The organism is Streptomyces sp. NBC_00271, assembly GCF_036178845.1.
Taxonomy (GTDB): Bacteria; Actinomycetota; Actinomycetes; order Streptomycetales; family Streptomycetaceae; genus Streptomyces.
Genome location: NZ_CP108070.1, coordinates 10,968,940 through 10,993,492 on the forward strand (window position 1 = coordinate 10,968,940; position 24,553 = coordinate 10,993,492).

General features: G+C 70.0%; 20 protein-coding genes and 5 pseudogenes. 17 read left to right on the plus strand and 8 right to left on the minus strand.

What is annotated here, in order from left to right; all coding sequences use genetic code 11:
• The first annotated feature begins 3 nt into the window (after nucleotides 1-3).
• Nucleotides 4-2,691 (plus strand): pyruvate, phosphate dikinase, encoded by a 2,688-nt coding sequence (ppdK, locus tag OG798_RS50020; protein WP_328759543.1) that lies wholly within the window; start codon nucleotides 4-6, stop codon nucleotides 2,689-2,691.
• Between the two features lie 99 nt (nucleotides 2,692-2,790).
• Here ppdK and OG798_RS50025 read toward each other — a convergent pair whose 3' ends face one another.
• Nucleotides 2,791-2,979, minus strand: a complete 189-nt coding sequence (locus OG798_RS50025) for a thiamine pyrophosphate-dependent enzyme (RefSeq protein WP_328760191.1) — start codon at nucleotides 2,977-2,979, stop codon at nucleotides 2,791-2,793.
• A gap of 431 nt (nucleotides 2,980-3,410) precedes the next feature.
• Nucleotides 3,411-3,770 (minus strand): hypothetical protein, encoded by a 360-nt coding sequence (locus OG798_RS50035; protein WP_328759544.1) that lies wholly within the window; start codon nucleotides 3,768-3,770, stop codon nucleotides 3,411-3,413.
• Between the two features lie 376 nt (nucleotides 3,771-4,146).
• On the opposite strand from OG798_RS50035, the gene OG798_RS50040 reads away from it, so the two are divergent.
• The 9 genes and pseudogenes from OG798_RS50040 (at nucleotide 4,147) to OG798_RS50080 (ending at nucleotide 13,965) form a co-directional block, all read left to right on the plus strand.
• Nucleotides 4,147-5,364 carry a PAS domain S-box protein gene (locus tag OG798_RS50040; protein WP_328759545.1) on the plus strand — a complete coding sequence of 406 codons (1,218 nt, stop codon included), beginning with the start codon at nucleotides 4,147-4,149 and terminating at the stop codon, nucleotides 5,362-5,364.
• A gap of 20 nt (nucleotides 5,365-5,384) precedes the next feature.
• The gene (locus tag OG798_RS50045) at nucleotides 5,385-5,747 is read left to right on the plus strand and encodes an STAS domain-containing protein (RefSeq protein WP_075026011.1); all 363 of its coding nucleotides are present in this window, start codon (nucleotides 5,385-5,387) and stop codon (nucleotides 5,745-5,747) included.
• A gap of 11 nt (nucleotides 5,748-5,758) precedes the next feature.
• Complete coding sequence (locus tag OG798_RS50050; protein WP_328759546.1) at nucleotides 5,759-6,172, plus strand: ATP-binding protein; 414 nt, start codon at nucleotides 5,759-5,761, stop codon at nucleotides 6,170-6,172.
• Between the two features lie 25 nt (nucleotides 6,173-6,197).
• Nucleotides 6,198-7,295, plus strand: a complete 1,098-nt coding sequence (locus OG798_RS50055) for a SpoIIE family protein phosphatase (protein ID WP_328759547.1) — start codon at nucleotides 6,198-6,200, stop codon at nucleotides 7,293-7,295.
• Between the two features lie 38 nt (nucleotides 7,296-7,333).
• Nucleotides 7,334-8,515, plus strand: coding sequence for a PAS domain-containing sensor histidine kinase (locus OG798_RS50060; RefSeq protein ID WP_328759548.1), 1,182 nt, complete (start codon nucleotides 7,334-7,336; stop codon nucleotides 8,513-8,515).
• Between the two features lie 710 nt (nucleotides 8,516-9,225).
• Nucleotides 9,226-10,238 (plus strand): annotated as a pseudogene (locus OG798_RS50065) (2-hydroxyacid dehydrogenase).
• Nucleotides 10,239-10,648: 410 nt separating this feature from the next.
• Nucleotides 10,649-11,638: an Acg family FMN-binding oxidoreductase gene (locus OG798_RS50070; RefSeq protein WP_328759549.1), complete on the plus strand. Its 990-nt coding sequence runs from the start codon at nucleotides 10,649-10,651 to the stop codon at nucleotides 11,636-11,638.
• A gap of 642 nt (nucleotides 11,639-12,280) precedes the next feature.
• Nucleotides 12,281-12,505, plus strand: coding sequence for an SHOCT domain-containing protein (locus OG798_RS50075; RefSeq protein ID WP_328759550.1), 225 nt, complete (start codon nucleotides 12,281-12,283; stop codon nucleotides 12,503-12,505).
• Nucleotides 12,487-13,965: a multicopper oxidase family protein gene (locus OG798_RS50080; protein ID WP_328759551.1), complete on the plus strand. Its 1,479-nt coding sequence runs from the start codon at nucleotides 12,487-12,489 to the stop codon at nucleotides 13,963-13,965. Before OG798_RS50075 ends, OG798_RS50080 begins: the two co-directional genes overlap by 19 nt.
• A 108-nt stretch (nucleotides 13,966-14,073) precedes the next feature.
• Here OG798_RS50080 and OG798_RS50085 read toward each other — a convergent pair.
• The 3 genes and pseudogenes from OG798_RS50085 to OG798_RS50095 form a co-directional block, all read right to left on the minus strand.
• Nucleotides 14,074-15,478: pseudogene (locus tag OG798_RS50085) on the minus strand (IS701 family transposase).
• 97 nt (nucleotides 15,479-15,575) lie between these two features.
• Nucleotides 15,576-15,815 (minus strand): annotated as a pseudogene (locus OG798_RS50090) (helix-turn-helix domain-containing protein); the annotation flags it as partial.
• Between the two features lie 56 nt (nucleotides 15,816-15,871).
• Nucleotides 15,872-16,048 (minus strand): hypothetical protein, encoded by a 177-nt coding sequence (locus OG798_RS50095; RefSeq protein ID WP_328759553.1) that lies wholly within the window; start codon nucleotides 16,046-16,048, stop codon nucleotides 15,872-15,874.
• A gap of 89 nt (nucleotides 16,049-16,137) precedes the next feature.
• Here OG798_RS50095 and OG798_RS50100 point away from each other — a divergent pair, with 89 nt between their 5' ends.
• Nucleotides 16,138-16,575 (plus strand): cupin domain-containing protein, encoded by a 438-nt coding sequence (locus OG798_RS50100; protein ID WP_097224134.1) that lies wholly within the window; start codon nucleotides 16,138-16,140, stop codon nucleotides 16,573-16,575.
• A 285-nt stretch (nucleotides 16,576-16,860) separates the two neighbouring features.
• Nucleotides 16,861-17,004, plus strand: a pseudogene (locus tag OG798_RS50105) (YnfA family protein); the annotation flags it as partial.
• Nucleotides 17,005-17,324: 320 nt separating this feature from the next.
• On the opposite strand, the gene OG798_RS50110 reads toward OG798_RS50105, so the two are convergent.
• Both OG798_RS50110 and OG798_RS50115 read right to left on the minus strand, forming a co-directional pair.
• The gene (locus tag OG798_RS50110) at nucleotides 17,325-18,002 is read right to left on the minus strand and encodes a CBS domain-containing protein (protein WP_328759554.1); all 678 of its coding nucleotides are present in this window, start codon (nucleotides 18,000-18,002) and stop codon (nucleotides 17,325-17,327) included.
• A gap of 127 nt (nucleotides 18,003-18,129) precedes the next feature.
• A pseudogene (locus tag OG798_RS50115) lies at nucleotides 18,130-18,405 on the minus strand (STAS domain-containing protein); the annotation flags it as partial.
• A gap of 296 nt (nucleotides 18,406-18,701) precedes the next feature.
• Between OG798_RS50115 and OG798_RS50120 the strand changes: the two are divergent.
• The 5 genes from OG798_RS50120 (at nucleotide 18,702) to OG798_RS50140 (ending at nucleotide 23,806) form a co-directional block, all read left to right on the plus strand.
• On the plus strand, nucleotides 18,702-19,223 hold the full coding sequence (locus OG798_RS50120) for a universal stress protein (protein WP_328759556.1): 522 nt from the start codon (nucleotides 18,702-18,704) through the stop codon (nucleotides 19,221-19,223).
• Nucleotides 19,224-19,228: 5 nt separating this feature from the next.
• A complete protein-coding gene (locus OG798_RS50125) occupies nucleotides 19,229-20,101 on the plus strand; it encodes a universal stress protein (RefSeq protein ID WP_328759557.1) in 873 nt (290 codons plus the stop codon).
• 526 nt (nucleotides 20,102-20,627) lie between these two features.
• Entirely contained in the window at nucleotides 20,628-22,346 is a 1,719-nt protein-coding gene (locus OG798_RS50130) for a sensor histidine kinase (RefSeq protein WP_328759558.1), read from the plus strand.
• A gap of 117 nt (nucleotides 22,347-22,463) precedes the next feature.
• Nucleotides 22,464-23,168 (plus strand): CBS domain-containing protein, encoded by a 705-nt coding sequence (locus OG798_RS50135; RefSeq protein WP_328759559.1) that lies wholly within the window; start codon nucleotides 22,464-22,466, stop codon nucleotides 23,166-23,168.
• 35 nt (nucleotides 23,169-23,203) lie between these two features.
• Nucleotides 23,204-23,806 (plus strand): Rv1733c family protein, encoded by a 603-nt coding sequence (locus OG798_RS50140; RefSeq protein WP_328759560.1) that lies wholly within the window; start codon nucleotides 23,204-23,206, stop codon nucleotides 23,804-23,806.
• Nucleotides 23,807-23,883: 77 nt separating this feature from the next.
• On the opposite strand, the gene OG798_RS50145 is transcribed toward OG798_RS50140, so the two are convergent.
• Nucleotides 23,884-24,534, minus strand: coding sequence for a CBS domain-containing protein (locus OG798_RS50145; RefSeq protein WP_328759561.1), 651 nt, complete (start codon nucleotides 24,532-24,534; stop codon nucleotides 23,884-23,886).
• Between the last annotated feature and the right edge of the window lie 19 nt (nucleotides 24,535-24,553).

Consider the following 24,553-nt stretch of genomic DNA (forward strand, 5'->3'; position numbering starts at 1 on the left):
CTGATGACTGCGCCGACCAAATACGTGTACGAGTTCGCCGAAGGCAGCCGGGAGATGGCCGCCCTGCTGGGCGGCAAGGGAGCCGGACTGGCCGAGATGACCCGGCTCGGGCTGCCGGTGCCGCCCGGATTCACCGTCACCACTGAGGCCTGCAAGGTCTACTTGGAGTCGGGCGAGGAGCCGCCCGAGCTGAGCGTCGAGGCGGCCCGCGCGCTGGCCGGACTGGAACGGGCCATGGGCCGGACCCTCGGCGCGCCCGACGATCCGCTGCTGGTGTCCGTGCGCTCGGGCGCCCGCTTCTCCATGCCCGGAATGATGGAGACCATCCTCGACATCGGCCTCAACGACCGGTCCGTCACCGGACTCGCCAAGGCCTCCGGACAGGAGCGGTTCGCGTGGGACTCCTACCGGAGGCTCATCCAGATGTTCGGCCACACCGTGATGGGTGTGGACGGCGACCTGTTCGAGCAGGCCATCGCCGAACACAAGGCACGGCGCGAGATGACCGGCGACCACGACCTCGACACCGCTGAACTCGCCCTGATCACGGAGGAGTTCAAGGCCATCATCCGCAAGGAGACCGGCGAGGACTTCCCGCAGGACCCGGCAGACCAACTGGCCCGCGCCATCCGCGCGGTCTTCGACTCCTGGAACGGCGAACGCGCCCGCGTCTACCGCCGCCGCGAACACATCTCCGAGGACCTCGGCACCGCGGTCAACGTCCAGGCGATGGTCTTCGGCAACCTCGGCCCCGACTCCGGCACCGGCGTCACCTTCACCCGTGACCCCGCCACCGGCGAACGCGGGATGTACGGCGACTACCTGCCCGACGCGCAGGGCGAGGACGTCGTGGCGGGCGTTCGTGACGCCCTGCCGCTGGTCGAGCTGAAGCGGCTCAACCCGCGCGCGTACGTTCAGCTCAGCGATCACTTGCGCACCCTGGAGCGGCACTACCGCGACCTGTGCGACATCGAGTTCACCGTCGAGCGCGACAAGCTGTGGATCCTGCAGACCCGCGTCGGCAAGCGTACCGCCGAGGCCGCGTTCCGCATCGCCCACGACCTGCGCGAAGAGGGGACGATCACCGCGCACGAGTCCCTGGTCCGCGTCGACGGCGCCGAACTGACCCGTCTGATGTTCCCCCGCTTCGACACGACCCCGGCCGACGTTCCGCTCGCCCGGGGTGTCCCCGCTTCACCGGGCGCGGCAGTCGGGGTGGTGGTCTTCGACTCCGCCGAAGCGGTACGACGTGCCGCGACCGGTGAGGACACGGTCCTCGTCCGCCGGGAGACCACCCCCGACGACCTCCCCGGCATGATCGCCGCACAGGCCGTCCTGACCAGCCGGGGCGGCAAGACCAGCCACGCGGCCGTCGTCGCACGCGGCATGGGCAAGGTCTGCGTCTGCGGCGCCGAAGCCCTCAACGTCGACCCGGCAGCTCGCCGGTTCACCACGGCATCGGGCGCGGTCGTGTACGAAGGTGACACCGTCTCCGTCGACGGCACCGCAGGCACAGTCCACGTCGGCGCACTCCCGCTGACCGCCTCCGACGTCGGCCGCGCACTGGAGACCGGTACCGTGAGCGGGCCGCTGACCGAGTCGGTCCTGGGTGCCCTCGCCCACGCCGATTCCGTACGGCGCCTCGAAGTGCGGGCCAACGCCGATACCCCCGAGGACGCCGTACGCGCCCGCAGTATGGGCGCGCAGGGCATCGGACTGTGCCGTACCGAGCACATGTTCCTCGGTGAGCGCAGGGCGCTGATCGAGGCGATGATCCTGGCCCGCGACGACAGTGCCCGCCAGCAGGCCCTGGGAGCCCTGCTGCCCCTCCAGCGCGAGGACTTCACCGGTATTCTCAAGGCGATGGACGGCCTGCCGGTGACCATCCGGCTCATCGACCCGCCGCTGCACGAATTCCTTCCGGATCGCACGGAGTTGGCCGTACGGCTGGCCCGCGCCGAGCGGCCGGACCCGCACGACCGTGAACTGCTCGCCGCCGTCGAGCGCATGCACGAGCAGAACCCGATGCTCGGCCTGCGCGGCGTCCGACTGGGCCTGGCCGTGCCAGGTCTGATGGCCATGCAGGTGCGCGCGGTCGCCGAGGCCGTGGTCGAGCGGCTGCGGGCCGGCGGTCGGCCGCGCGCCGAGATCATGATCCCGCTGGTCGGGACGGTTGAGGAACTGCGGCTGGCGCGCGCCGAGGCGGAACGCGTCCTTGCCGAGGTCCAGGAGGAGACCGGCACGGCCCTCGACTGCCCGATCGGCACGATGATCGAGCTGCCACGCGCCGCGCTCACCGCGGGACGCATCGCCGAGTGCGCCGACTTCTTCTCCTTCGGCACCAACGACCTGACCCAGACCACCTGGGGTTTGTCCCGCGACGACGCCGAGGCCTCCTTCTTCCCGCTGTACCTGGAGAAGGGCGTCTTCAGCGTGTCGCCGTTCGAGACGATCGACCAGGAGGGCGTGGGCCGACTGGTGGAGCTGGCCGTCGAAGCGGGCCGCAGCGTCAACTCCCGCCTGGAGACCGGGGTGTGCGGCGAACACGGCGGCGACCCGGAGTCCATCCACTTCTTCCACCGGGCAGGTCTCGACTACGTCTCCTGTTCACCGTTCCGCATCCCGGCGGCCCGGCTGGAGGCCGGACGGGCGGTCCTCATGGACACCACCGGGGGCAGCGACAGCAGGTGAGCAGAGCCGCGACGGCAGCTCGGTCGCGGGTTGCCTGCACGGGACCCGCGTCCGAGCTGCCCTTGGCGCTGCGACCCGTCACCGAAGGTCGGGGCGCGCTCAGAACAGCGCCGGCACAGCCGCCTCGATGAGATGTGGTCCCGGCTCGGTGAAGGCCTCGCGCAACCGGTCCGTGAGATCCTCGGCGGTGGCGGCACGCGACGCCGGTACGCCCCTGCCGCGGGCGAGGGCGACGAAGTCGAGGCCGGGGCAGACCGAGAGGGTTGCGGTGAGCGGGGCCGTCCGCAGGTGTACCGAGGCGCTGGGATTCCCATGCTGAGGAACGCGTACGAGTCGTTGGCGAGATCACGGTGGTGATGTCGAGCCCCTCGCGGACATGGGTCCACAGCGCCGAGATGGTGTACATGGCGCATGCCCGTCCCGGTCCGCCAGGCACCGTCTGGGACGTGGCTGGTCGATGGGCCCGTTGTCCAGATGTCCTGGCGCGTGGTGGCGTACTGCCGTGTGTCGTCCGCCGATCAGCAGGCTGACCTGGACCGGCAGGTGGCCCGCGTCGTGGCCGGTGTGAACCGGCAGGGCCTGGGCCGTCGCTGAAATCGTGACCGAGGTGGGGTCCGGGCTGAACGGGCGCCGCCACACCGTGTCCGCCAGGTCGCCCAGAGCTGCGGGAATGTCGTCAGCCGTCGTGGCGAGGGTGTGAATCCGGCAGTTGTCCGGCGTCAACAGACCGGGCAGGCCTGGGTGGGCGAAGAACGACAGCGGGGCGCGGGCGCCTGCCGGCACGAGGTGCCGTACGCCATCGAGTTGCGCCATCGCCCCTCGGCGAGGTACCCGAGCCGCTCCACGGCGGGCGGGCTCGCGCTGCGTTCCAGGCGGGCCTGGAACGTCTCGCACAGCAGTCGGGCTCCGGTGGCGACGATTCGGGCGGACGCGGTCAGCGCCGGTTCGCGGGTGGCCTCGCCGCCGAGGAACAGGGCGGCGGGCTCGCCGGTGCGCAGGGCCGCGGCCACCGCGGTGACGGTCTGCTCGGGTATGGCGGCGGGCGGCCGGGCGGTGACCGTCCGGCCAACGGGCTCCATCGCGGGTCTGGTTGGCTCTCTCCGCGCCGCGGAGAGCAAAGCCGACGCTCTCGTACGGCAATTGCCGTTGCGGGGACGCAAGCTGCCCCCTGGCTCGACAAGGCCGTCGGAGTTGGCGGCGCCCCTCTCCCCGATTGCCTGACGGGCCGAGCGCCGGAAGGGGCCATGCGCCCGTGGCCGTATGGGGGAATTGTGAAGTTGCAGGCCGGAGGTGTGGGGTGGCCGGCAGGGGAGGGTGCCGCAAATGACCGAGGCATTGCCTCATGAGCAGTCGTCGGTTGCGGTGGTGCCGGTAGCATCGGCCGCGCCGGGATCAGGGGCGCGCTTGGCGGGACGTCCGGCTTGGGAAATGACTATGCGAGGGGCGGGGCCGGATATGACGACGTCAGCAAAGGGCGGTCAGGGTCCGCGGGCGGACCTGGGTGATCTTGAGGCGATGCTGGACGCGGTCACCGATCATGCCGTCATCAAACTCGGACCGGGCGGCGAGATCGTCCGCTGGAGCCGCAGCGCGCAGGCGATGACGGGCTACGCCGCGGACGAGGTGGAGGGGCGACAGGTATCGCTGCTGCACCTTGAGGAGGACCGCGAGGCCGGCCTCATGGAGCGGGAGTTGGAGTCCGCCCGGGACGGCCGGCAGGAGTTTCAGGGCTGGCGGATCCGCAAGGACGGTGAGCGCTTCCTGGCCAGGGTCACGCTGACTCCGCTGCGCGACACGGAAGGGGCGTTGAGCGGCTTCGTCAAGGTTTTCCAGGACGCCACGGAGAGCGTGCGGGCCGAGTCGTTGTTCCACGGTCTGTTGGATTCGGCTCCGGACGCCATGGTGATCGTGGGTCAGGACGCACGGATCGTACTGGTCAACCGGCAGGCGGAGACACTGTTCGGCTTCGTCCGTGCCGAGTTGGTCGGCCGGGAGATCGAGGTCCTGGTGCCGCCGAGGTTCCGGGACCGGCATGTCGGCCATCGCTCCGGCTTCCTCGCCGACCCCCAACTGAGGCCGATGGGTGCGGGGTTGGAGCTGTCCGGAATGCGCCGGGACGGTACCGAGTTCCCCGTGGAAATCAGTCTGAGCCCCTTGGATACGGCTGAGGGGAGGCTGGTGGCCGCGGCGATCCGGGACGTCACCGAGCGCCGGGAGACCGAACAGCGGCTCCAGCGGCAGCGCGACGAGATACTTGAACTGTCGACGCCGGTGATCCAGGTGTGGGACAAGGTGCTCGCGCTGCCGATCATCGGAACACTGGACACGCTGCGGGCCACCCGGCTGACGGAGGGCCTGCTGGAGAAGATCGCGCAGAGTCAGGCGGAAGTGGCCATCCTGGACATCAGCGGAGTGCCCACCATCGACACCCAGGTCGCCCAGCATCTGCTGAAAACGGTGCAGGCGGCGGCCCTCATGGGGACCGTGAGCATCATGAGCGGGGTACGGCCCGAGACGGCTCAGTCGATGGTGCATCTGGGCATCGACATGGGGCGTCTGCGTTCCCGCAACACGCTGCAGGACGCCTTGCAACTGGCCCTGGCGGTACTCGCCGAGCGGGCCGGGACCGCGGCGACTGCTGCGCACGCACTGAGGTCCGGGGGGGCGCGGTGACCGGGGACGTGGTTCCGGTCATGAGGATCGGTGACACGCTGCTGGTGGCGTTGCAGGGCGATCTGGACGACACCACGGTGATGGCGATCGAGGAGCAGCTCACCCGGGAGATCGCGCACACCTCCGCGTCGGGCATGCTCATCGATGTCAGCCGGCTGAGCGTGGTCGATTCGTTCATCGCCCGTGTACTGGCGAGGATCGTGGCGATGGTGCGGCTGCTGGGCGCGCAGGCGGCCATCGTGGGGATCCAGCCGGCCGTGGCCATCACCCTGGTGGAGCTGGGTGTGTCGATGGGACATTTGGACACCGCGCTCAACGCCGAGCAGGGCCTGGCCCTGCTGGACCGGTTGCGGCGGACCGACGCCGGTGGGGACCGGCCGTGACGACGGAGGCGGTGACGCAGAGGGAGCCGGACGCCTTCACCATCGCCGACGAGGCCGACCTGATCCGGGTGCGTAAGGTGCTGCGGACCGAGGCGGAGGCGGTGGGGCTCAATCTGGTGGACGCGACGAAGCTGATCACGGCCGGCAGCGAGTTGGCCAGGAACATCCTCTACTACGCCACCGGCCGCCGAGGCCGGGTCGGCGTCGAGCGGGTGTATCTGAAGGGCCGCAGGGGCGTGCGGGCCACGTTCGCCGACGACGGTCCGGGCATCGAGGACATCGAGGCGGCGCTGACCGACGGGTTCAGCACCCGGGGCAGCCTCGGGCTGGGGCTTCCAGGGGCACGGCGGTTGGTCGACGACATGACCCTCACTTCCGTCGCCGGGTCGGGCACGACCGTGGTGATCGTGAAGTGGCAGCGGTGAAGCGCGAGTCGAGAACGACGAGGATGTGGCGGCGCTGAGCGAGAGAGAGCACCGTCGCCTTGTCGTCGAGGCCGAGGAGGACGTCGGTGCGCTGCGCCGGGCGGTGGCGAGGCTGGCCGCCGACCGCCGCGCGTTGCGTCCGGGGGTGGCCGAACTGGTCGCGGCCGAACTCGGTACCAATCTCCTCCGGCACGCCGTGCCGGGCGGGTATGTGCTCGCCCGGCAGGCAGGCGACGGGATCGAGTTGCTGTCGGTCGACCGCGGCCCGGGCATGACCGCCGCAGGGCTCGCTGTACCGACCGAGACGGCTCGGGCCTCCGTCCCGCTCCGGCCTGCTGGACGTGGCCTGAACGCGGGGCTGGCCGTGATCCGGCGCAGCGCCGCCGAGTTCGAGTGGTACTCCACTCTGAACGGCACGGTCCTTTTCGTACGCCTCGGTGCGCCTGAACCTGCGGCGCACCCGGGGTGGCTCGTCGGAGGCGTCAGCGTTCCCCTGGGCGGCGACGGCGAGTCCGGGGACGCCTGGGCTGTCACCTCCGCCGGCCATCGCGGCTTTCAGGACAGCCCGGCCACATTTCCCGACGTACACCCTCATCGCAGCCCCTCCCGCCCGCTGGCCGCTCTGCTCGTGGACGGGCTCGGGCATGGGTCGCATGCCGCTGCGGCGGCCCAGGCCGCTCTCGGTGCCTTCGAGCGGGTGCCCGTCACCGATCTCGACGCACTGGTCCGGCGGGCCCACGAGGCGATGCGGTCCACCCGTGGTGGGGTCCTGGGCGCGTGTCTGATCGATCCCGGGCGCGGGGAACTGGCCTACACGGCCGTAGGCAACATCACAGGGCGAGCCGTGACCGGTGGTCGGTCGGTACATCTGTTGGACCGGCCAGGCATGCTCGGCACCCAGCTGTCCGTACCCTCCGTCCGCGTTCAGCACTGCCCCTGGGAGCCCGGGTCGACGCTCGTCCTGGCGTCCGACGGGATCCGCTCCGGCTGGAGCCTGGACGGCCATCCGCGTCTGCTGGAGCAGCACCCGGCGATCGTCGCCGCCGTGCTCCACCGCGACTACGGGCGGCCCACCGACGACGCCACTGTGCTCGTGGTCCGTCATACCGGCGGCATGCCATGATGGCCGGGCCACGTCACTGGTGTGAAGGGCGGCCAGGCATGGGTGACTTGCATGGTTCCGCGACCGCGGACGGCGCGGACGACACAGCCGCGCCGCAGACCGAACTGGAGCCCAGTGCGCTCCTGGTGGACGAGCTGCGCCAGGAACTGGACGACACCAATCGTGGCTTGATCGCCCTGCACACCGAACTGGAGACCGCCCGGCTGTCCGAGGCGCGGCTCGCGGCCATCGTGGCCTCCTCCGACGACGCCATGATGTCCCTCGACCCCGGCCGTCTCATCGAGACCTGGAACCCGGGCGCCGAGCGGCTGTTCGGCCACACCGAGCAGAACATCATCGGCCAGGCGATCGACGGCCTCATGTCCGACGCGGCCTGCGTCGCCTTCCTGGCCGCGGTGGAACAGATTCGTTCCCGGGGGCATGCTGACTCCTACCAGAGCCGGTGGCGCCGTACCGACCGCACCGAGGTCGACGTGGCGGTCACCGTGTCGCCGATGCGCGACGCCGACGGCGCGCTGATCGGCTTCGCCACGGTGGCGCGCGACATCACCCACCAGGTCGCCGCGCAGGCCGAGTTGGCCGCTGCCCGGGCGGACCGCGAGGTGATGGCCGAACGCGATCGCATCGCGCGTGACCTGCACGACATGGTCATCCAGCGAGTCTTCGGCGCCGGTCTGGCGCTGCAGAGCGTCACCGCCCGCATCACCCGCCCCGACTCCGCCGCACGCATCCATACGGTGATCGAGGAACTGGACGCCACCATCCGGGAGTTGCGCGGCACCATCTTCGAGTTGGGCCAGCCCGCCCAGAAGGCGGCCAGCCTGCGCGCCCAGGTTCTCGACGAGGCCGCCACCGCGCAGGGCCGGCTCGGCTTCGCCCCCGCGGTCGTGTTCGATGGCCCCGTCGACGCCGCGCTGCCCGACACGACGGCCTCCCACCTGCTGGCGGCGTTGCGTGAGGCCCTCTCCAATGTGGCCCGCCACGCCCACGCCTCCGCCGTCCGGGTCGCCGTCCACGCCGGAGACGAACTGCTCCTTGAAGTCACCGACAACGGTCGGGGTATCGACCCGGCCGTCACCCGAAGCAGCGGGCTGACCAACCTGCGCCGCCGAGCGGAGAAGCTCGGCGGCACGTTCGAGGTGGTCGGCCGACCCGAAGGCGGCACGTGTCTGTGTTGGCGCATCCCCCTCACCGCCGAGAGCCGGGCCCGTACCTCTTGACCTGGCTGGGCTCGCCAGGGGGACTACCCAGCGCACGTCCACGCCCCGCCGGCCGTCGGTGAGGGTGCTTCGACCTGTCCTGCCCGTCCGTGAGGGCGACACCGACGTCGGCATGGTGACGGCATGGGCGCCGATGAGTCTCCTGCGTAGGTGCACGTCGAACGACGTGCCGTCGAGGCGTGGCTCCTGGGCGCTACGGCCGCGCTCGCTTTCGGGGGCCAGACAGTCGGCGTCGGGCGTGCTGCACGGTGGCGACTGGACCGGTGATGTATTGGCCAGTGGGGGCTGGAAGCGCGTGGACGAAGCCAGTCAGTCCTTCAACGCGCAGGTGCTGGAGGCTCACCCACCGGCGAGCAATCGGCCACGAGTCAGCGCTCCGGCCGCACGGGCGGCGCCTCGGAGGTGCTGTCCAGGACGGGCAGTTCGGCCATCACACACCCCTTTCTCACACCCACAGTAGGAAGGCGGCAGGCCGTGGAGCAGGGGCCGAAGGTTCCCGCAAGAGGGCCGGGAGCCTGCCGACACCGGACCGCCGGCCCCCAGTCCCGTCCTTCGGACCCACGGCGCAGGCATTCAGTCCTAGGGAGCGTCGGCGGGAGCGGCCTGCGGCGTTCGCCGCGGTCCGGAGCTGTTTATGGGACCCACCTGCCGCCTCATCCGTCCCGCCCTACGGTGGAGGGGTGATCAACCACCCTGTGGGAGGAGAGCACATGGAGATCGTCGCTTACGGCGTCGTCGCGGACGAGGAGCCACTGCTGCACGACGCGTTCGACAGGGCCGTCGGCGGCCGCCATGAACTGCGCAGTCTGCGGCTGTTCCTGAACCGGGACACCGTCCCGACCGCGGCTGGCCATGAGGTGGTGCTCAGCAGCGTCAACGACACCCTGGACGCGGAGGTGCTGCGCTCGCTCGCCAAGAACGGCACGAAGATGATCAGCCAGCGGTCCACCGGCTACAACAACATCGACCTGGCGGTGGCCGAGGGGCTGGGGTCGACCGTGGCCCGAGTGTCGTTCTACTCGCCGTACTCGGTGGCTGAGTTCGCCTGGGCGCTGGTGCTCGCCATCAACCGGCGGGTCGTCCGCGCGGCTCATCGCACCCGGGAGTTCGACTTCCGGCTCGACGGGCTGATGGGCCGCGACCTGCACGGCCGGACGGCCGGACTGGTGGGCACGGGGAAGATCGGGGCCGCGTTCGCCCGGATCGCACACGGCTTCGGGATGCGGCTGCTGGGCTGGGACGTCGCCGAGACCCCAGACTGCCTGGCCCTGGGCATGCAGTACGTTGAGCGGGAGCGGCTGTTGGCCGAGTCGGACCTGGTCAGCCTCCACATGCCACTGCTGCCGGACACCCACCATCTCGTCGACGCCCGGGCGCTGGCCGTGATGAAGGACGACGCGATCCTGATCAACTTCAGCCGGGGTGGGCTGGTGGACACTGACGCCCTGCTGGAAACCCTGCGCGCGGGACGACTGAGCGGTTCGGCCTGGACGTCTACGAGGAGGAGGCTGGCGTGTTCTTCCTCGACAAGTCCCTGGAAGTGATGACCGACGAGCGCCTCGCGCGCATGATGACCTTCAGCAACGTGCTGGTCACCTCGCACCAGGCATACTTCACCCGGGACGCCGTGACGCAGATCGCCGAGACCACCGTGAGCAACCTCGTGGACTACTTCGCCGGCCGGAGCGGCGACAACGCTCTCGTCCGGGTTGCGAGGACCTGAACCCCACCGCACGTCCGTCCCCGGAGTTTCGGGATGGAGGGGGGATCACGCACGGCCACGGAACTTCGAACCGGGGCCGAGGTCTGGCGCGGGCGCCGTTCCGGTGGGGACGCAGGACCCCTCGCGGATGCCGATCCCGACGCCCGCGCCTGACTCGATGATCACTCCGAAGGGCCGCGTGCAAGAGGGCCGACCGGCCCCTGACGGGGGACGATGGGGTCCTTGCGGGGCGCGTTCTGTCGTGGTGTCTGGAGGTAGGGCGCAACCGCGACGTGCGGCGGAATCCCGGGCCGCCCGGCGAGCGGAGGTGTAAGCGGGCTCGTCGCGGCGCCGACACGTACGGCAGTCCGCTCGACTGGGTGCCCGACGGCTGGGACCCTGTCGCATCGGGAGCAGATCAGGAGGATGCCATGGCATCGCGACTCGATGAGGAGACGGTGGCGAAGCTGGTGGCCGAGGCCACGGCGGCCCCGTCCATGCACAACGCGCAGCCGTGGCGCTTCCGCTTCCTGAGCAGCGAGCGGCTCGTGCTGCTGTACGCCGACCCGGAGCGGGCCATGCCCCACTCGGATCCCGACAACCGGGCGTTGCACATCGGCTGCGGGGCTGCGCTGTTGAACCTGCGTGTCGCCGCCGCGCACGCAGACCTTGTCCCCGAGACACGACTGCTGCCCGAACCGCAGGATGGACTGCTGCTCGCCGCCGTGCACCTGGCCGACCCCACGGGGCGCTTTCGGGACGACGACCTGGCTCGGCTGCACCCGGTGATCCGGGAGCGGCACACCAGCCGCTACCCCTTCGCCGAGAAGGACGTACCCGAGGACGTGCGGGCCACCTTGCAGGATGCTGCCACGCGGGAAGGGGCCGAGCTGCTCTTCCCCGGCCTGTGGCATGCCGAGACCGTGCTGGACCTCGTCCGTGACGCCGAAAGCCGCGACATCATGGGCACCGAGGCCAATGAGGACCTGGTGCGCTGGACCCGGCTTGGTCCCGAGGCGGACACCGCCGTCGACGGCGTCCCCGAATACGCCTTCGGGCCGCGCAAACGGGACGGCAAGGCTCCTGTACGGGACTTCACCGGGCGCCGGCCGGTAGCCGACCGCGGCACCACCACCTTTGAGCACACCCCGCACTTGGCCCTGCTCAGCACCCTCAGTGACGGCCCCGCCGACTGGCTGCGGGCCGGGCAGGCACTCGAACGAGTCCTGCTGGAGGCCACCCTGGCCGACCTGGCCACCTCTCTGACCTCGCACGCCCTGGAGGACCGAGAGCTGCGCCTGCTTGCCCGCGACCCGGGACTGGGCACCGGCCAGGTGCAAATGGTGCTGCGGCTGGGCTACGGTCCGCGAGGCCCGGCCACGCCCCGCCGCCCCGTATGGGATGTCCTGGAGATCGCATGATCAGGCGCCGTGGTGGTTTGCCGGGCGGGAGCGAGACGCTCCGGAGTGCGGATGTAGTCCTGACGGAACCGACGATCCGTGATCATTGGCGGTGTGGCGGGGATGCAACCACGCGCGCGTGCTGCGGTGCGTACCCCGGTCGGGGGGCTGTTGTCGTACGCGGTGTCGGTGGATACGGCGTCCCGGTCGGTGCTGGGGCAGATCTATGAACTCGCGGACAGCCGGGGCCTTCCACCGGTCTGTATTACCTCCTGCGGGCACGGCATCGGCTGCAGGAGCCGCAGGCGGATGTCGACCGGGCCTCGGACGAGGAACTCGTGGCGATGTTCATGGCCTGTCGCAGTGCCCGCGACCGGCTGATCGTGCTGTTGCACGCCCGGGTGGGACTGCGTCGCGGTCAGGTCGCCGGCCTGCGGCGCAGTGACTGCCACCTGCTGCCCGATTCACGCCACCTGGGCTGCCACTACAAGGGCGCACACGTGCATGTCCGGCGGCGGAGCAACACGAACCGGGCCTGGTCGAAGTCGAAGAAGGAGTGGATCCTTCCCGTTGGGGGCAGCACACCTGGCACGGCGGGCATGTCGCGACGAGCTGAACTAGGTTGGGTTCAGGGGAACTGCTTCAGGGGACGTGATTGCGAAGATGGACGGGCAGACGATCGGCTGGATGTGGGTGTGGCCGGTGCTGGTCGTGGCCGGTCTGCTGATCATCGGCTACGCCGTATTGCGGCTGGCGCGAAACGGCCGAGGATCTGCCCGCGGCGGGTCCGATTCGGGTTCGGTGGCGCGACGGATCCTCAATGAGCGCTACGCCCGCGGGGAGATCGACGAGCAGGAGTACCAGCACCGATGGAGGGTGTTGCGGTGACCGGCGCGCCGATCAGCCGGCGCCGGGCCTTGGGCCTGATCGGACTGGGCACGGCCAACGTCACCGTCGGCGCGACCGGCTGGGCCACCGGTCTGGGCGCCCCGAGCAGGGGCACCTCCGGCCAGGACCTGGCCCAGCCGCCGGTGCTGGCCAGTCGCGACGGGGTCCTGGATGTGTCGCTGACTGCCGCTCCCGGGGTGCGCCTGGCCGGGCGGGACACTCTGGCGTGGGGGTACAACGGCACCTGCCCGGGGCCAACCCTGCGGGTACGCCCTGGGGACCTGCTGCGGGTGCGACTGGTCAACCACATCGACCAGCCGACCAACCTGCACACCCACGGCCTGCACGTGTGCCCGTGTGGCAACGGCGACAACCCGTTCGTCACCGTCGCCCCCGGCGACAGCTTCGACTACGCGTACCGTATCCCGGTCGACCACCCGCCCGGCACGTTCTGGTACCACCCGCATCATCACGGCACCGTCGCCGACCAGATCTTCGCCGGCCTGGCCGGGACGCTGCTGGTCGACGGCGGTCCGGACCCGGATCTGCCAGTGACCGACGACCTGGCGCTGCTGGTCACTGACACCACCCTCGACGGGGCCGGCCGGGTCGCCGCACCGAACATGATGGCCAAGATGATGGGCCGCGAAGGTGACCTGGTGCTGGTCAACGGCCAGCACCAACCCGTCATCACCGCCGCACCCGGCGATGCGCAGCGGTGGCGGGTCATCAACGGCTGTGTCTCCCGGGTGCTCGCGCTGCGGCTGGAGGGCCACCGGCTGACCCAGCTCGCCCTGGATGGGGCGTTCCTGCCGACCCCGGCCGAGCGGGACCAGGTGGTGCTGGCCCCGGGCAACCGGGCCGACCTGCTGGTGCGCCCCGTCCGCGGCGGCCGGTACACGCTGGTTGCCGACCCGTACGACCGGGGCAGTATCGGCATGATGGGCGGCGGCACGCCCACCTCCGGTCCGGTCACCCTGGCCACCCTGGAAGCCTCCGGACCGGCCGCGACACCGCCGCCGCTGACAGTCACGTTGCCGGCCCCGGCCGCCCCGCAAGGCCGGGTGGCCGGTCAGCGTCGGCTCACCTTCGCCATGGACATGGGCATGGGCATGATGGGCGGCATGGGCACGGGGATGTTCACCATCGACGGGCGCACCTTCGACCCGGACCGCGACGATCAGACCGTCCCGCTCGACACCGTCGAGGAGTGGACCGTGGTCAACACCAGTCCCATTGATCATCCGTTCCATCTGCACGTCTGGCCGTTTCAGGTGCTGGCAACCAGCACCGGCGCACCTCCGACCGGGCTGCGCCAGGATGTTGTGCTCGTGCCCGCGCGGGGCTGGGTGCGGCTGCGCATCCCGTTCACCGATTACCCCGGCCGCAGCGTCTACCACTGCCACGTTCTCGACCACGAGGACCTCGGCATGATGGCCACCATCAACGTCCACCGCTGACGGGCTGCCTTGCGCGGGTATCCGGCGACCCTCGCGCCGCTCGGGCAGCGTAAAAGTCCTCGGGCGACCGCCCTTGTACCGGTAGTTCGTTAAATCCAGCAGTAGAGGTCAAGGCCGTGTCCGGTGGTGACTGCGTCGATCAGGGCCTGGAGCTCGGAGGGTGGGTCTGCGTCCGTCCAGGCTTGCCACCATCGGTTGACGGTGACGGCGGGGGTGAGCCAGGAACGGATGGCGCGTAAGGCCCTGGGCCGGCAAGGCTGTTGGGGCTGGTGGGACAAGGCCGGTCCCCCTCTCTGGCGCCTCGTCGGGGCAGGGGTCCGGCGCGGTGGCATCCAGGGGTCCGGGTGGGGCGAACCACTGGTCCCAGCAGAAGGAGAAGGCGCAGTTGACCAGGGTCTGGTGGCGGCGGATGGCGCGGTCGGAACGGACTTGGAAGTCGGCCCAGCCGAGTTCGTCCTTGACCTGTTTGTAGCTCTGCTCGATCCACGGCCGCAGGCAGTAGAGGCGGACGATCTCGGCGAGGTCGGCTGGCGGGTGCGGGCTGGTGGTGGCATGGGGTGCGTCGGGGTGGGGCAGGTTGGTGGCCAGGTACCAGGTGGCCTTCTCCGGCAGGCCGGCCGGGTCGGTGGTGGCCACGATCAGGCGGCAGGGCGAGTCGGGGCCGTAGCCGCCCAGGCGGGCATCGGCGGCCCACCAGGTTTCGGTGTGCCCGTCGCGGAAGTGACGCTCCACTGGTGTCCAGTCGCCGGGACGCTTGGCGTCCCGCCAGATCAGGGCGTGGGCCGCTTCGATGGGGGTGTGCGGCTGGTCTGTCGGAGCCCAGGTCCCGCGGTGCGGCTTGAGCGCGACCACGTAGGCCAGGCCGGCCTCGCGCAGCGCGAGGTACCAGTCGTCACTGACGGAGTAGGCGCAGTCGGCGATCACCGCCCGGCAGCCGAAGCCCGTAGCCTTCCCGCGGGCCGCGAGGGCAGCAGCCAGCTGCGGTTTCGTACGGAAGGCCGGATCGGACCGGCCGCGGGCGAAGTGATGCGCGGGGGTGTAGGGAGTCGCGTGCAGCGGGTAGTACACGCGGCCGTCGGTCCACACCGTGGCCACCGTGACGATGCCGTTGTCCGTCTTGCCCAGCCGGCCCAGCCACTGCCGACCGACATGCGCGGTCGCCGAGCCGTCCTTGCGGTCCCCGGAATCGTCGATCACGATGACCCCGCCATCGTGCGGAGCCGTCGCCGACTCTTCGCGCAGCAGCTCAAGCCGCCGGTCGTTGACCAGCTTGGCCTCCCAGGGCGACTCGGACAGGAAGAACTGCAGCCGCTGGACCCCCGGCATCCCCGCACCTGCCACCGGCTCCGCGCCTGCCAGGCAGGTGATCGTCTTGTTCCGCTCCCGCGGCGCCAGGAGCCAGGTACTCGCGAAACCCTCGCCGCTGGGCCAGGCTGAAGAAGAGGTCGTCGAACCGGGCGGCGTACTCCTCCAACGGACCCGGCGCAGGCGGACACGGACGGCGAGCGGTCATCTTCAGCCCCCAGTAAGGCAGTTGACTCCTACCACCGGCCTACGACCAACCCGACCTGCCGTCAAATCACGCCACCACCGGATTCAACGAACTACCAGTACTTGGGGTAGAGCGCCTTGAAGCCGTCGGTGTTGAAGTCGTGAATCACATCGCGGACCCGATCCGCGCTGGTGCACGTCACCTCGGCGATCTCCGCCACCGCCATGCCCTGTGCTGACAGCAGCACCATCTGGGCCCGCCGCCACGTCACGACCGAGCCGGTGCCTCTGCGGATGATCCGCTGCAACCTCCGGCCTTCCTCGTCATCGATCTCACGAACCCGTACACGTTCTGCCACCCGGACAGACTCATGGTGACGCACCGCCTGCGCCAGCACCCGAGCGGCACGTCAGATCACAACAGGGCAGACGCTGCTTGATACGGCGCTAGATGCTCGCCGATGACATGGCGCGATGCGGTCTCGATGCCGCTGGCTCCCGGATTGTGGCGGCCGCCGACGGGAGGCAGGGTGGTGTCGAGACCGTTTCGCGAAGCAAGTTGTGTGAGCCGGGAACCGGCGAACTTGGTCACCGCCGAACGAGTGGGTCGGTACACCGGTCCGGAATGCGGTGGCCGATGCAAGATCGTCCATTCTGGGCAGGCTTACGGAGGTGCGGTACATGTCAGCGAAGGACCCAGAGAGCGGGAGCACGCACGAGGTCTCCTTGCCGCCCGAAGTCAAGTTGCTGCAGGAAGTCACTCCGCCTTTCTTTCCCGAAGGTGGTTCGGGAATGACCATCCTCGTCGATTGGCCTCCCGGTCACCCCGGGCTCCCTCCGCATCGCCACTCGGGCCCGTCGTTCGGCTACGTGATGGAGGGCGCGCTCCGGTTCGAGCTCGAGGGCGAGCCGGAGCGTGTGGTCGAGGCCGGTGGGACGTTCTGGGAGCCAGGCGGTGACGTGATCCACTACCAGGACGGCAACGCCCTGTCGGACGCACCGACCAAGTTCGTGGTGACCATGGTGTGCGCGCCGGGTCAGCCGATGCTCAAGCTGGTCGACGAGGAGGAGCTGAAGGAACGGGCCCACCTGCGCGCCCCGCGTCCCTCCGATGGCTGACCCGCGAGATCGACAAGAGTGCAGAGTTCCGAACACCGAGAGTCCGGGGCCGATACCCAGACCGCGCCGCCACCATGGCAGGCAGCGTCGGCCTGCTCATCCTCGATGCCACCGCGCTCACCGGCGTCGCGCTGATAGCTCCGGGCCTCGCCTGGCCCTTCCTGGCTGCGGCGCTCGCCAGCCTCACCAGGATCGGCCGACCCTGCGCGTCCTGCCGCGCATCTTCACCGGCTGAGGTTGACCGTGTCCTCGGCTGCACGGCGAGGGCCAGGCACGCTGACCCCCACGTTCCAGTCCGACGACAACTTCGGCCGCATCCTCGCCGCATACGGCGGGATCTTCGTGGCAGGGTCGATCGCCTGGGGCATGGTCGCAGACGGATACCGTCCCGACCGCTGGAACCTCATCGGGATCCTGGTGCGCCCGTAGCCACTGACCTACTCCTGATCCACCGCGAGGTGGCCTTTCCGCCTCAGCCGTTGGCGCGACTGCTGGAGCTGACCGCTCGGGCGAGAGGTCGTATGCCAGCCGAGGCTGTCATCGCTCGATTCAGCGATGGCGCCACACCTCTTGACCCAGAGAATTCCTGGTCGTCGAGCAGGAACACCCGGATCGGGATTTGCTCCGTGAAGGTTCGTGTCCCGATCATTGCGGCCACTCGGTCCCTCGGGACGGACAGGCTGCGGACTGCCCACGAGGCCGATCATCACCCGCAGGCCACGGAAGCAATAGGGCCGACCTGGCCCCGTTCATTTCATCGAGTGTCCCTGCGCCTCACGCGGACCCTTGCCGTGGGTGAGGTCGAACTCCACGTCCACCACGCCCTCGACGGCCCGTACCAGACGCGCGGCCACGGCTACCAGGGACGTGTCGCGGACCCTCCCTGTCAGCGTGGCGACTCCGTCGTGCACGTCCACGTGGATGCTGGAGGCCGGCAGCGGGAAGAGGTACGCCACGATTTCGCGGCGGACCTCCTCGGCGATGTCCTCGTCCTTGCGCAGGAAGACCTTGAGCAGGTCGGCACGGCTGATCACGCCCTGCAGCAGACCGGCCTCGTCGACCACGGGCAGCCGCTTGACCTTCTCGTGAGCCATGATTCGCGCGGCTTCGGCCAGGGTGGCGTTCGCCTGGACGGTGATTGCGGGCGAGGACATCAGTTCCCCGGCGGTCAGCGCGCCGGCCTTCGCCACGTCGGCGGGGCGCAGCAGTGCGTAGCCCTTCTCGGGGCTGTCCCGCAGTTCCTCCGTGGGCAGCAGGTCTGCCTCGGAGACCACACCGATGACCCGGCCCTCGCCCTCGAGCACGGGCAGGGCGCTGACCCGCCAGTCCTGCATCATCCCCATCATGTCCTTGAACGAGGCCCACCGGCCGACGGTGGCGACGTTGTGGGTCATGACATCGCTGACGATGTGCGGGGTGCCGTACATGATGACTCCGTGTGCTCGTCGTTGAGCGGTCCTGCCACTACCAGCGTGTGCCGATGCGAACGGGTGGGACAGGGGTCTCTCGGCCCCCAACCGGGCCATTCGGCCTCCCGCGACCTGGCCCGGGAGGTCACCGCTCGCGGCACCACGCCTCGTACGGGGCGAGCGCGGTCGGCAGTGTCAGGAAGATGCGGTCCCTACCCACGGAGTCGGAGAGACCGTACGCCTGCAGGTCGTCCAGCAGGTCCTGTCTGACCCGGGCGAGGGTGGACACGATGCCGCGGCCCGTGAGTTCCCGGCGCAGGCCGTCGACGGCGTCCAGGGCCGTGATGTCCACCTCGGCGGTGGCCTCGGTGTTCAGGACGAACCGGCGGACCGGCTCGGTCCGTTCGTCGACCACGGCCACGAGGAACACCAGCGTGGTGGCCGACAGCGCCACGGTGGCGGGGTGAACGTGCGACAGATGCCTGAGGAACGAACACAGTTGGGGCAAGAACTGCGAGCTGCCCGACCGCACACCCGTGAGCCGGGGCAACTGGTCCACCGCCATGATCCCGGGCGGCCCCAGTGGGTGCAGGGCTCCACCGCCTCGTGGTTCCGGGCCAGTAGGTCGGTTGGTCCCGTTCAGGGACGTCTGGCCCCTGACCTGACCACGACCGCGTCACCACGCTGGAATCGAATGCTTACCCGGAGGTGGAGACCATGTCCCGAACCGTCACCGTCGGTCTCGACGGATCGACCGAGAGCCGGGCCGCCGCCGAGTGGGCGGCGCGCGAAGCGCTGCTGCGTGGCCTGCCGCTGAAGATCGTGCACGTCCATGAGCCACTGCCCAAGCACGTGGACCCGCTGCCGGACGACGAGACCCACCAGCGTTGGACCGAGCGGCTACCGATCGAGGCCGCGGAAGGCATCCGTCTCCGGCACCCCGGCATAGAGGTGATCACCGAGCAGCTCACGGGAACCGTGGCCGACATCCTGCGCGAGGCGGCGGGCTTCGCCGACCTGCTGGCGCTGGGCTCGCGGGGGCTCGGCGGGATCGGTGGGTTCATGGTCGGATCGGTGAGCCTGGCCGTCGTGGCCCGCGCGGAACGACCAGTGGTGCTGGTGCGGGCGGGCGAACAGGCCGCCGTCCGCATCGCTCCGCTGACGTGGGTGAGGCTGTCCCCGGACACGCCGACGCCCAAGTGCGCAGTCGCCGGGCTCTACCCAACCGTGGGACGGTGAGCAGCATGGACCTTCCGATCATCGTTGGCATCGATGGTTCCGAGCCGAGCCTGAGAGCGGTGGACTGGGCGGCCGACGAGGCCGCCCTGCGCGGAGCCGGACTCCGGTTGGTGTACGCGTCGTTGTGGGAGCGCTACGAAGGCGCCTGCCTCGCGCACGACCTGGGCAAGCCGTCGGAGGAGGTGATGGTGCAGGACATCGTCGACACCGCCGAGCGCCGGGCCCATCGCCGACAGCCGGGCGTGAAGGTCACCACAGATCTGCTCCCCGAGGAGCCGGAGTACGCGCTTGTGAGGGAGAGCCGGACGGCCCTCGCCGTGGTGGTGGGGTGCCGTGGTCGCAGCGGCTTGACCGAGACACTCCTGGGCTCCGTCAGCGTCATGGTGGCGGGGCACGCGTACTGTCCGGTCATCGTGTTGCGCGGCAGCCACGACAACCAGGCACGGTCGGGAGTGCGCGGCCGCATCCTCCTGGGAGTCGGTGAGAAGCCGGCGGGTACGGCCGCCGTGCGGTTCGCCACCGAAGAGGCCCTGTTGCGTGGCGTCCCGCTGGAGGCCGTACGGGCCTGGCGTCGGCCCGTACACGAGACCACCGGCCACCCGCTGATCGTCGGCGAACCGGCCCACCTGTACGAGCAGCACGCCGTGGAGGCGCTGGAAGAGGCGCTGCGCGACGTACCGGAGGGCTTGCAGGTACAACGGCGCACGGTCGAGGCTCGCGCCCGCGACGCCCTCCTGGCCGCTTCTCACGAGGCCGATCTGCTGGTGGTCGGCGCACGGCGCCGCCACGGCCACCTCGGCCTCCAGCTCGGCCGCGTCACCCACGGAGTACTGCACCACGCCGCGTGCCCGGTGGCCGTCGTACCGGAACCTGCCTGACCTCGACCAGGACACTCACCATCCCGTCCCGGTCCGCGCCCACGCCATGGATCTGTCCGAGGACGAGAACACGGCCGGAAGCAGATGAACGCCGCGGTGAAATGAAGCCCGGATTCTTTGGAGCGCAATATGCGCCGGAAACCCGGGCTGCCGCCGAGCAGTCGAAGTCTCCCCTGCTGGGTGAGGGTCCGGTTGCCCGCCCGCGACGACTCGCACGGCGATACCGGTGTGGTCGGGCAGGAACTCCTGAACGGGCGGGTCCAGCAGCCGGATGGTGACCGGCAGCCCGTCCATCGCCTGAAGGACGCCGGAACAGGGCCGTCGGGGAGGTGCCGTCGGGCCTGCGGGTGGACCGAGCGAACCGAGCGGCCCCAGGGCTGCCTGAGCCATGGTGATGTGCGCGGCGTCTTCGAGGGAGGGCCGACCATCTTCTCGGAATACCGCCTTCCGCCGGGGACCGATACCGTGGAAACGGAGCGATCCGATGGTTCAGGGTCGGCTTGCCGAGGGGACCAGGAGGAACGATGTGGCATGTCCCGAGCAGCCCCGCGTAAGACTGCCGCAGCTTAAGCTCGACGAGCTGCTGGAGGAACTGCAGGCCCGGATCGACGCGGCCCGCGGCACCCGCGACCGCGTGCACACCCTGCTCGTGGCGGTGCTCTCCGTCGGCCGGGAGCTGGAACTGGAGCACGCGCTGCACTCCATCGTGGAGGCGGCCGCGCTGCTCGTGAACGCCGAATACGCAGCTCTGGGCGTCATCAGCCCCGACGGCAAAACCCTGTCGGCCTTCCACACCGTCGGTGTGACCGAGCAGCAGATCGCCGAAGTCGGGCCCTTCCCGCAGGGCCACGGCATTCTCGGCGAACTGATCCGCCACCCGGAGCCGCTCCGTCTGGAGAAGATCTCCCAGCACCCGGCCTCGTACGGCTTCCCGCCCAACCACCGGCCGATGAACAGCTTCCTCGGAGTCCCGATCCGAGTCCGCGGCCAGGCCTTCGGCAACTTGTACCTGACTGAGAAACGCGGCGGGCTGCAGTTCGACGAGGAGGACGAGTCGCTGCTCGCCACACTTGCCGTGGCGGCCGGCGTGGCCATCGACAACGCCCGCCTCTACGAAGAATCCCGGCTGCGCGAGCGCTGGCTGCGGGCCAACGCGGAGATCACCCACCTGCTGATGTCCGGCAGCGGGCGAGCCGAGGCTCTCGGCCTGATCGCGGAACGTGCCCGGACGATCTCGGCCTCTGCACTGGCGGCGGTCGCGATGCCGATGGAGGACACCAAGTCGCTCACCGTGGAGATCGCCGTGGGGCTCGACGCGGAGGAACACCGCGGGCTGGTGCTGCCCATGCACGAATCCCTGATGGGACTGGCCTACTCCGCCGCTGCTCCGATCGCCAGCGACGACGTCACCCGGGATCCGCGGATCTGCCCGGAGCCTCCACGTTTCGGCGGACTCGGCCCTGCCGTTGCCGTCCCCATCGGTACAGGGGAAAGCGGCGTTCGCGGCGTGGTCCTGCTGGCGCGGGAGACGGGTCGGCCGACGTACTCGGAGCGGGAGACCGAGATGCTGCAGGGCTTCGCCGCGCAGGCCGCGATCGCGATGGAACTGGCCGAGCGCCGACAGGACGCCGAACAGATCGCGGTACTCGAGGACCGCGACCGGATCGCCCGGGACCTGCACGACCTGGCCATCCAGCGATTGTTCGCAACCGGGATGACGCTGCAGAGCGCGGGCCGATTCATCGAGCACCCCGAGGCGGCCGGACGGGTGCTGCGAGCCGTCGACGACCTGGACGAGACAATCAAGATCATCAGATCGACGATCTTCGGCTTGCGGGCGCGTGAGGGCACGGCCCACAGCGGGCTGCGGGCCCGCGTCGTCCGTGCGGTGGGCGAGGCGAGCCCGATACTGGGTTTCACTCCCAGCGTGCGCATGGAAGGCCTCGTCGACACCGATGTGCCACGTGAGATCGCCGACCACGTGATGGCCGTACTCTCCGAGGCCCTCACCAACATCGCACGGCACGCCCACGCCGGCCGGGCCCAGGTGGTCCTGACGACTGACGGCCACGAGGCGTCTTTGACAGTCTCGGACGACGGGGTGGGAATAACGCCCGGCGGACGGCGCAGTGGACTGCGCAACATGGCCGAGCGAGCGGAGCAGCTGGGTGGCCGGTTCGAGGTGAGCAGCCCCGACAGGGGCGGCACGCTGCTGGCCTGGTGGGTTCCGCTGCCCGTCGAGTAGGAATTGCCTTCCGGAACAGGAGCTGGAAGACGGGCCACTCGGCCCATGCGGTGAACGTGTCCCTTGCTTCAGGCTGAAGGTGTCGTAGGACGGCACCCGAAACCAAGGGAGGACGCCATGGACGGCGCTGCGACTGTGGTGGGCGACGTGATGACCCGCCGGGTCGTTGCCCTGCGCACGGGAGCGACCTTCAAGGACATCGTGAAGACCATACGGGAGTGGCGGGTCAGTGCCCTTCCCGTGCTGGATGACGCGGGACGCGTCGTCGGTGTCGTCTCCGAGGCCGACATGCTGCCCAAGGAGGAGTACCGGCGAAGTGACCTCGACCGGTATGGCCAACTACAGCATCCCGCCGACGTGTACAAGGCCGGCGCGGTGACAGCCGGCGAGCTGATGACCGGCCCAGCCGTCACCGTGACACCCGACGCCACCCTCGCCCGCGCCGCGCGCATCATGGCACGCCACGGGGTCAAGCGGCTGCCGGTCGTCGGGCACGATGGCGTGCTCAAGGGGATCGTCAGCCGCTCCGACCTGCTGAAGGTGTTCCTGCGGGATGACGAGGACATCGCCGAGGAGGTCCGGCGCGAGGTCGTCCAACCGCTCTTCGGTACACACGCCGAAGTGGTCCGGGTCGAGGTGCGCGACGGTGTCGTGACGCTCTCGGGCCTGGTGCACGACACCGCGCTCGTCCCGCTCGCCGCCCTGCTGGTGCGGGGCGTCGAGGGCGTGGTGGACGTGCAGTGCGCGCTGACCGGTCCGGCGAGCCATCCGGACCCCGTCCCTGACCTGCCGGACACGCGCCGGACGTCGGCCTCCACCTGACGGCGGCCGACGTCCGGTGAGAGGAGGCGGCGACCATGACGCAGACACCTCCCATGACGGTGAAACCCGTACGGCTGTGGCGCTGGCGACGCAACCCGCTCCGGCGGCACAGCGATGTCGTCGAAGCGTGGATCGTGCTCGCCACCTGGATCTGTGCTCTTTCCGGCGGGACCCTGGCGGGCGCGGCCGCGGCCCAGGCGACGGACTCGGCGTTCGCCGCGCGGCAGGCTCAGGTCCACGCCGTGTCCGCCGTCCTCACCGACAACGCGGCGAGGACGGCGCTCGGCGGGAGCGGATACGACGACGGCCGGGTATGGGCGGTCGTGCGCTGGACGACAGCGGACGGAGCCGTGCACACCGACCGGGCGAAGGTGCTCCCCGGTGCTCCGGCCGGCACGGGGATCACCGTATGGACGGACCATACGGGTCGCGTCGTGTCCGCACCCGTCACGGGTGCGGCAGCCACCCTGCAGGCGGCCCTGACCGGAGCCCTCGCGGCACCCTCGGCGGGCGCCGCGGTCTGGACCGCTGGATGGGTGGTTCGCAGCCGGCTCGTCCGGCGGCGCATGGCCGCATGGGACCAGGAATGGAAGCAGGTCGGACCTCGGTGGGGGAACCTGAGCGGGGGCAAAGGCTGAACGCCGAGCCCGTACGGACAACAGGCCGGCCGCCAACAACCTCGATTGCCAGGGCGGCTGTTCTCGTCGCGAGAGTGCTACCCGTCGGCGGCGGTGAGCCGGCAGTCCACACCCACCACTCCCTCGACGCCCCGCACGAGACGGACGGCAAGCGGAATGCGGGCGGCGTCCGTAACTCGTCCGGTCAGGGTCGCGACGCCTTCGGTGACCATGATGTGCACGGGCTCGACCGGGGCGGGGAAGAGGACGTCCACGATGTCGCGCCGGATCTCGTCGGCGAGATGGTTGTCCGGGCGCAGGAACACCTTGAGCAGGTCCCCGCGGCTGACGACGCCTTCCAGAACGCCCTCGGCGTTCACGACGGGCAGACGTTTCACATGCCGCAGGGCCATGATGCGTGCGGCCTCGGCGAGCGTGGCGTCGGCGTGGACGGTGACGGCGGGGGTGCTCATCAGCTCCTCCGCGCTCACCGCCCCGGCCTTGGCCAGGTCGGACAGCCGTTGCAGCTGGGTGAACCGGTCCGGGTCGCTGTCCCGGAACTCCTCCTTGGGCAGCAGATCGGCCTCGGAAACCACTCCGATCACCCGGCCGTCGCCCTCCAGCACGGGAAGGGCGCTGACCTGCCACTGCTCCATGCGCTCGACGACGTCCTTGAACAGTGCCTTGCGGCCCACCGCGACGACGGCACGTGTCATCACGTCACTCACCCGGTGCGGGCTGCTGTCCATGCTGTCCTCCTTCTGAGGC

Excerpts from the sequence above, each read along its gene's own strand:
- ppdK (WP_328759543.1), top strand. The coding sequence starts at position 4 with ATGACTGCGCCGACCAAATACGTGTACGAGTTCGCCGAAGGCAGCCGG.
- OG798_RS50035 (WP_328759544.1), bottom strand. The coding sequence starts at position 3,770 with ATGGAGCCCGTTGGCCGGACGGTCACCGCCCGGCCGCCCGCCGCCATA.
- OG798_RS50040 (WP_328759545.1), top strand. The coding sequence starts at position 4,147 with ATGACGACGTCAGCAAAGGGCGGTCAGGGTCCGCGGGCGGACCTGGGT.
- OG798_RS50045 (WP_075026011.1), top strand. The coding sequence starts at position 5,385 with ATGAGGATCGGTGACACGCTGCTGGTGGCGTTGCAGGGCGATCTGGAC.
- OG798_RS50060 (WP_328759548.1), top strand. The coding sequence starts at position 7,334 with ATGGGTGACTTGCATGGTTCCGCGACCGCGGACGGCGCGGACGACACA.
- OG798_RS50070 (WP_328759549.1), top strand. The coding sequence starts at position 10,649 with ATGGCATCGCGACTCGATGAGGAGACGGTGGCGAAGCTGGTGGCCGAG.
- OG798_RS50075 (WP_328759550.1), top strand. The coding sequence starts at position 12,281 with ATGGACGGGCAGACGATCGGCTGGATGTGGGTGTGGCCGGTGCTGGTC.
- OG798_RS50080 (WP_328759551.1), top strand. The coding sequence starts at position 12,487 with ATGGAGGGTGTTGCGGTGACCGGCGCGCCGATCAGCCGGCGCCGGGCC.
- OG798_RS50100 (WP_097224134.1), top strand. The coding sequence starts at position 16,138 with ATGTCAGCGAAGGACCCAGAGAGCGGGAGCACGCACGAGGTCTCCTTG.
- OG798_RS50110 (WP_328759554.1), bottom strand. The coding sequence starts at position 18,002 with ATGTACGGCACCCCGCACATCGTCAGCGATGTCATGACCCACAACGTC.
- OG798_RS50120 (WP_328759556.1), top strand. The coding sequence starts at position 18,702 with ATGTCCCGAACCGTCACCGTCGGTCTCGACGGATCGACCGAGAGCCGG.
- OG798_RS50125 (WP_328759557.1), top strand. The coding sequence starts at position 19,229 with ATGGACCTTCCGATCATCGTTGGCATCGATGGTTCCGAGCCGAGCCTG.
- OG798_RS50135 (WP_328759559.1), top strand. The coding sequence starts at position 22,464 with ATGGACGGCGCTGCGACTGTGGTGGGCGACGTGATGACCCGCCGGGTC.
- OG798_RS50140 (WP_328759560.1), top strand. The coding sequence starts at position 23,204 with ATGACGCAGACACCTCCCATGACGGTGAAACCCGTACGGCTGTGGCGC.
- OG798_RS50145 (WP_328759561.1), bottom strand. The coding sequence starts at position 24,534 with ATGGACAGCAGCCCGCACCGGGTGAGTGACGTGATGACACGTGCCGTC.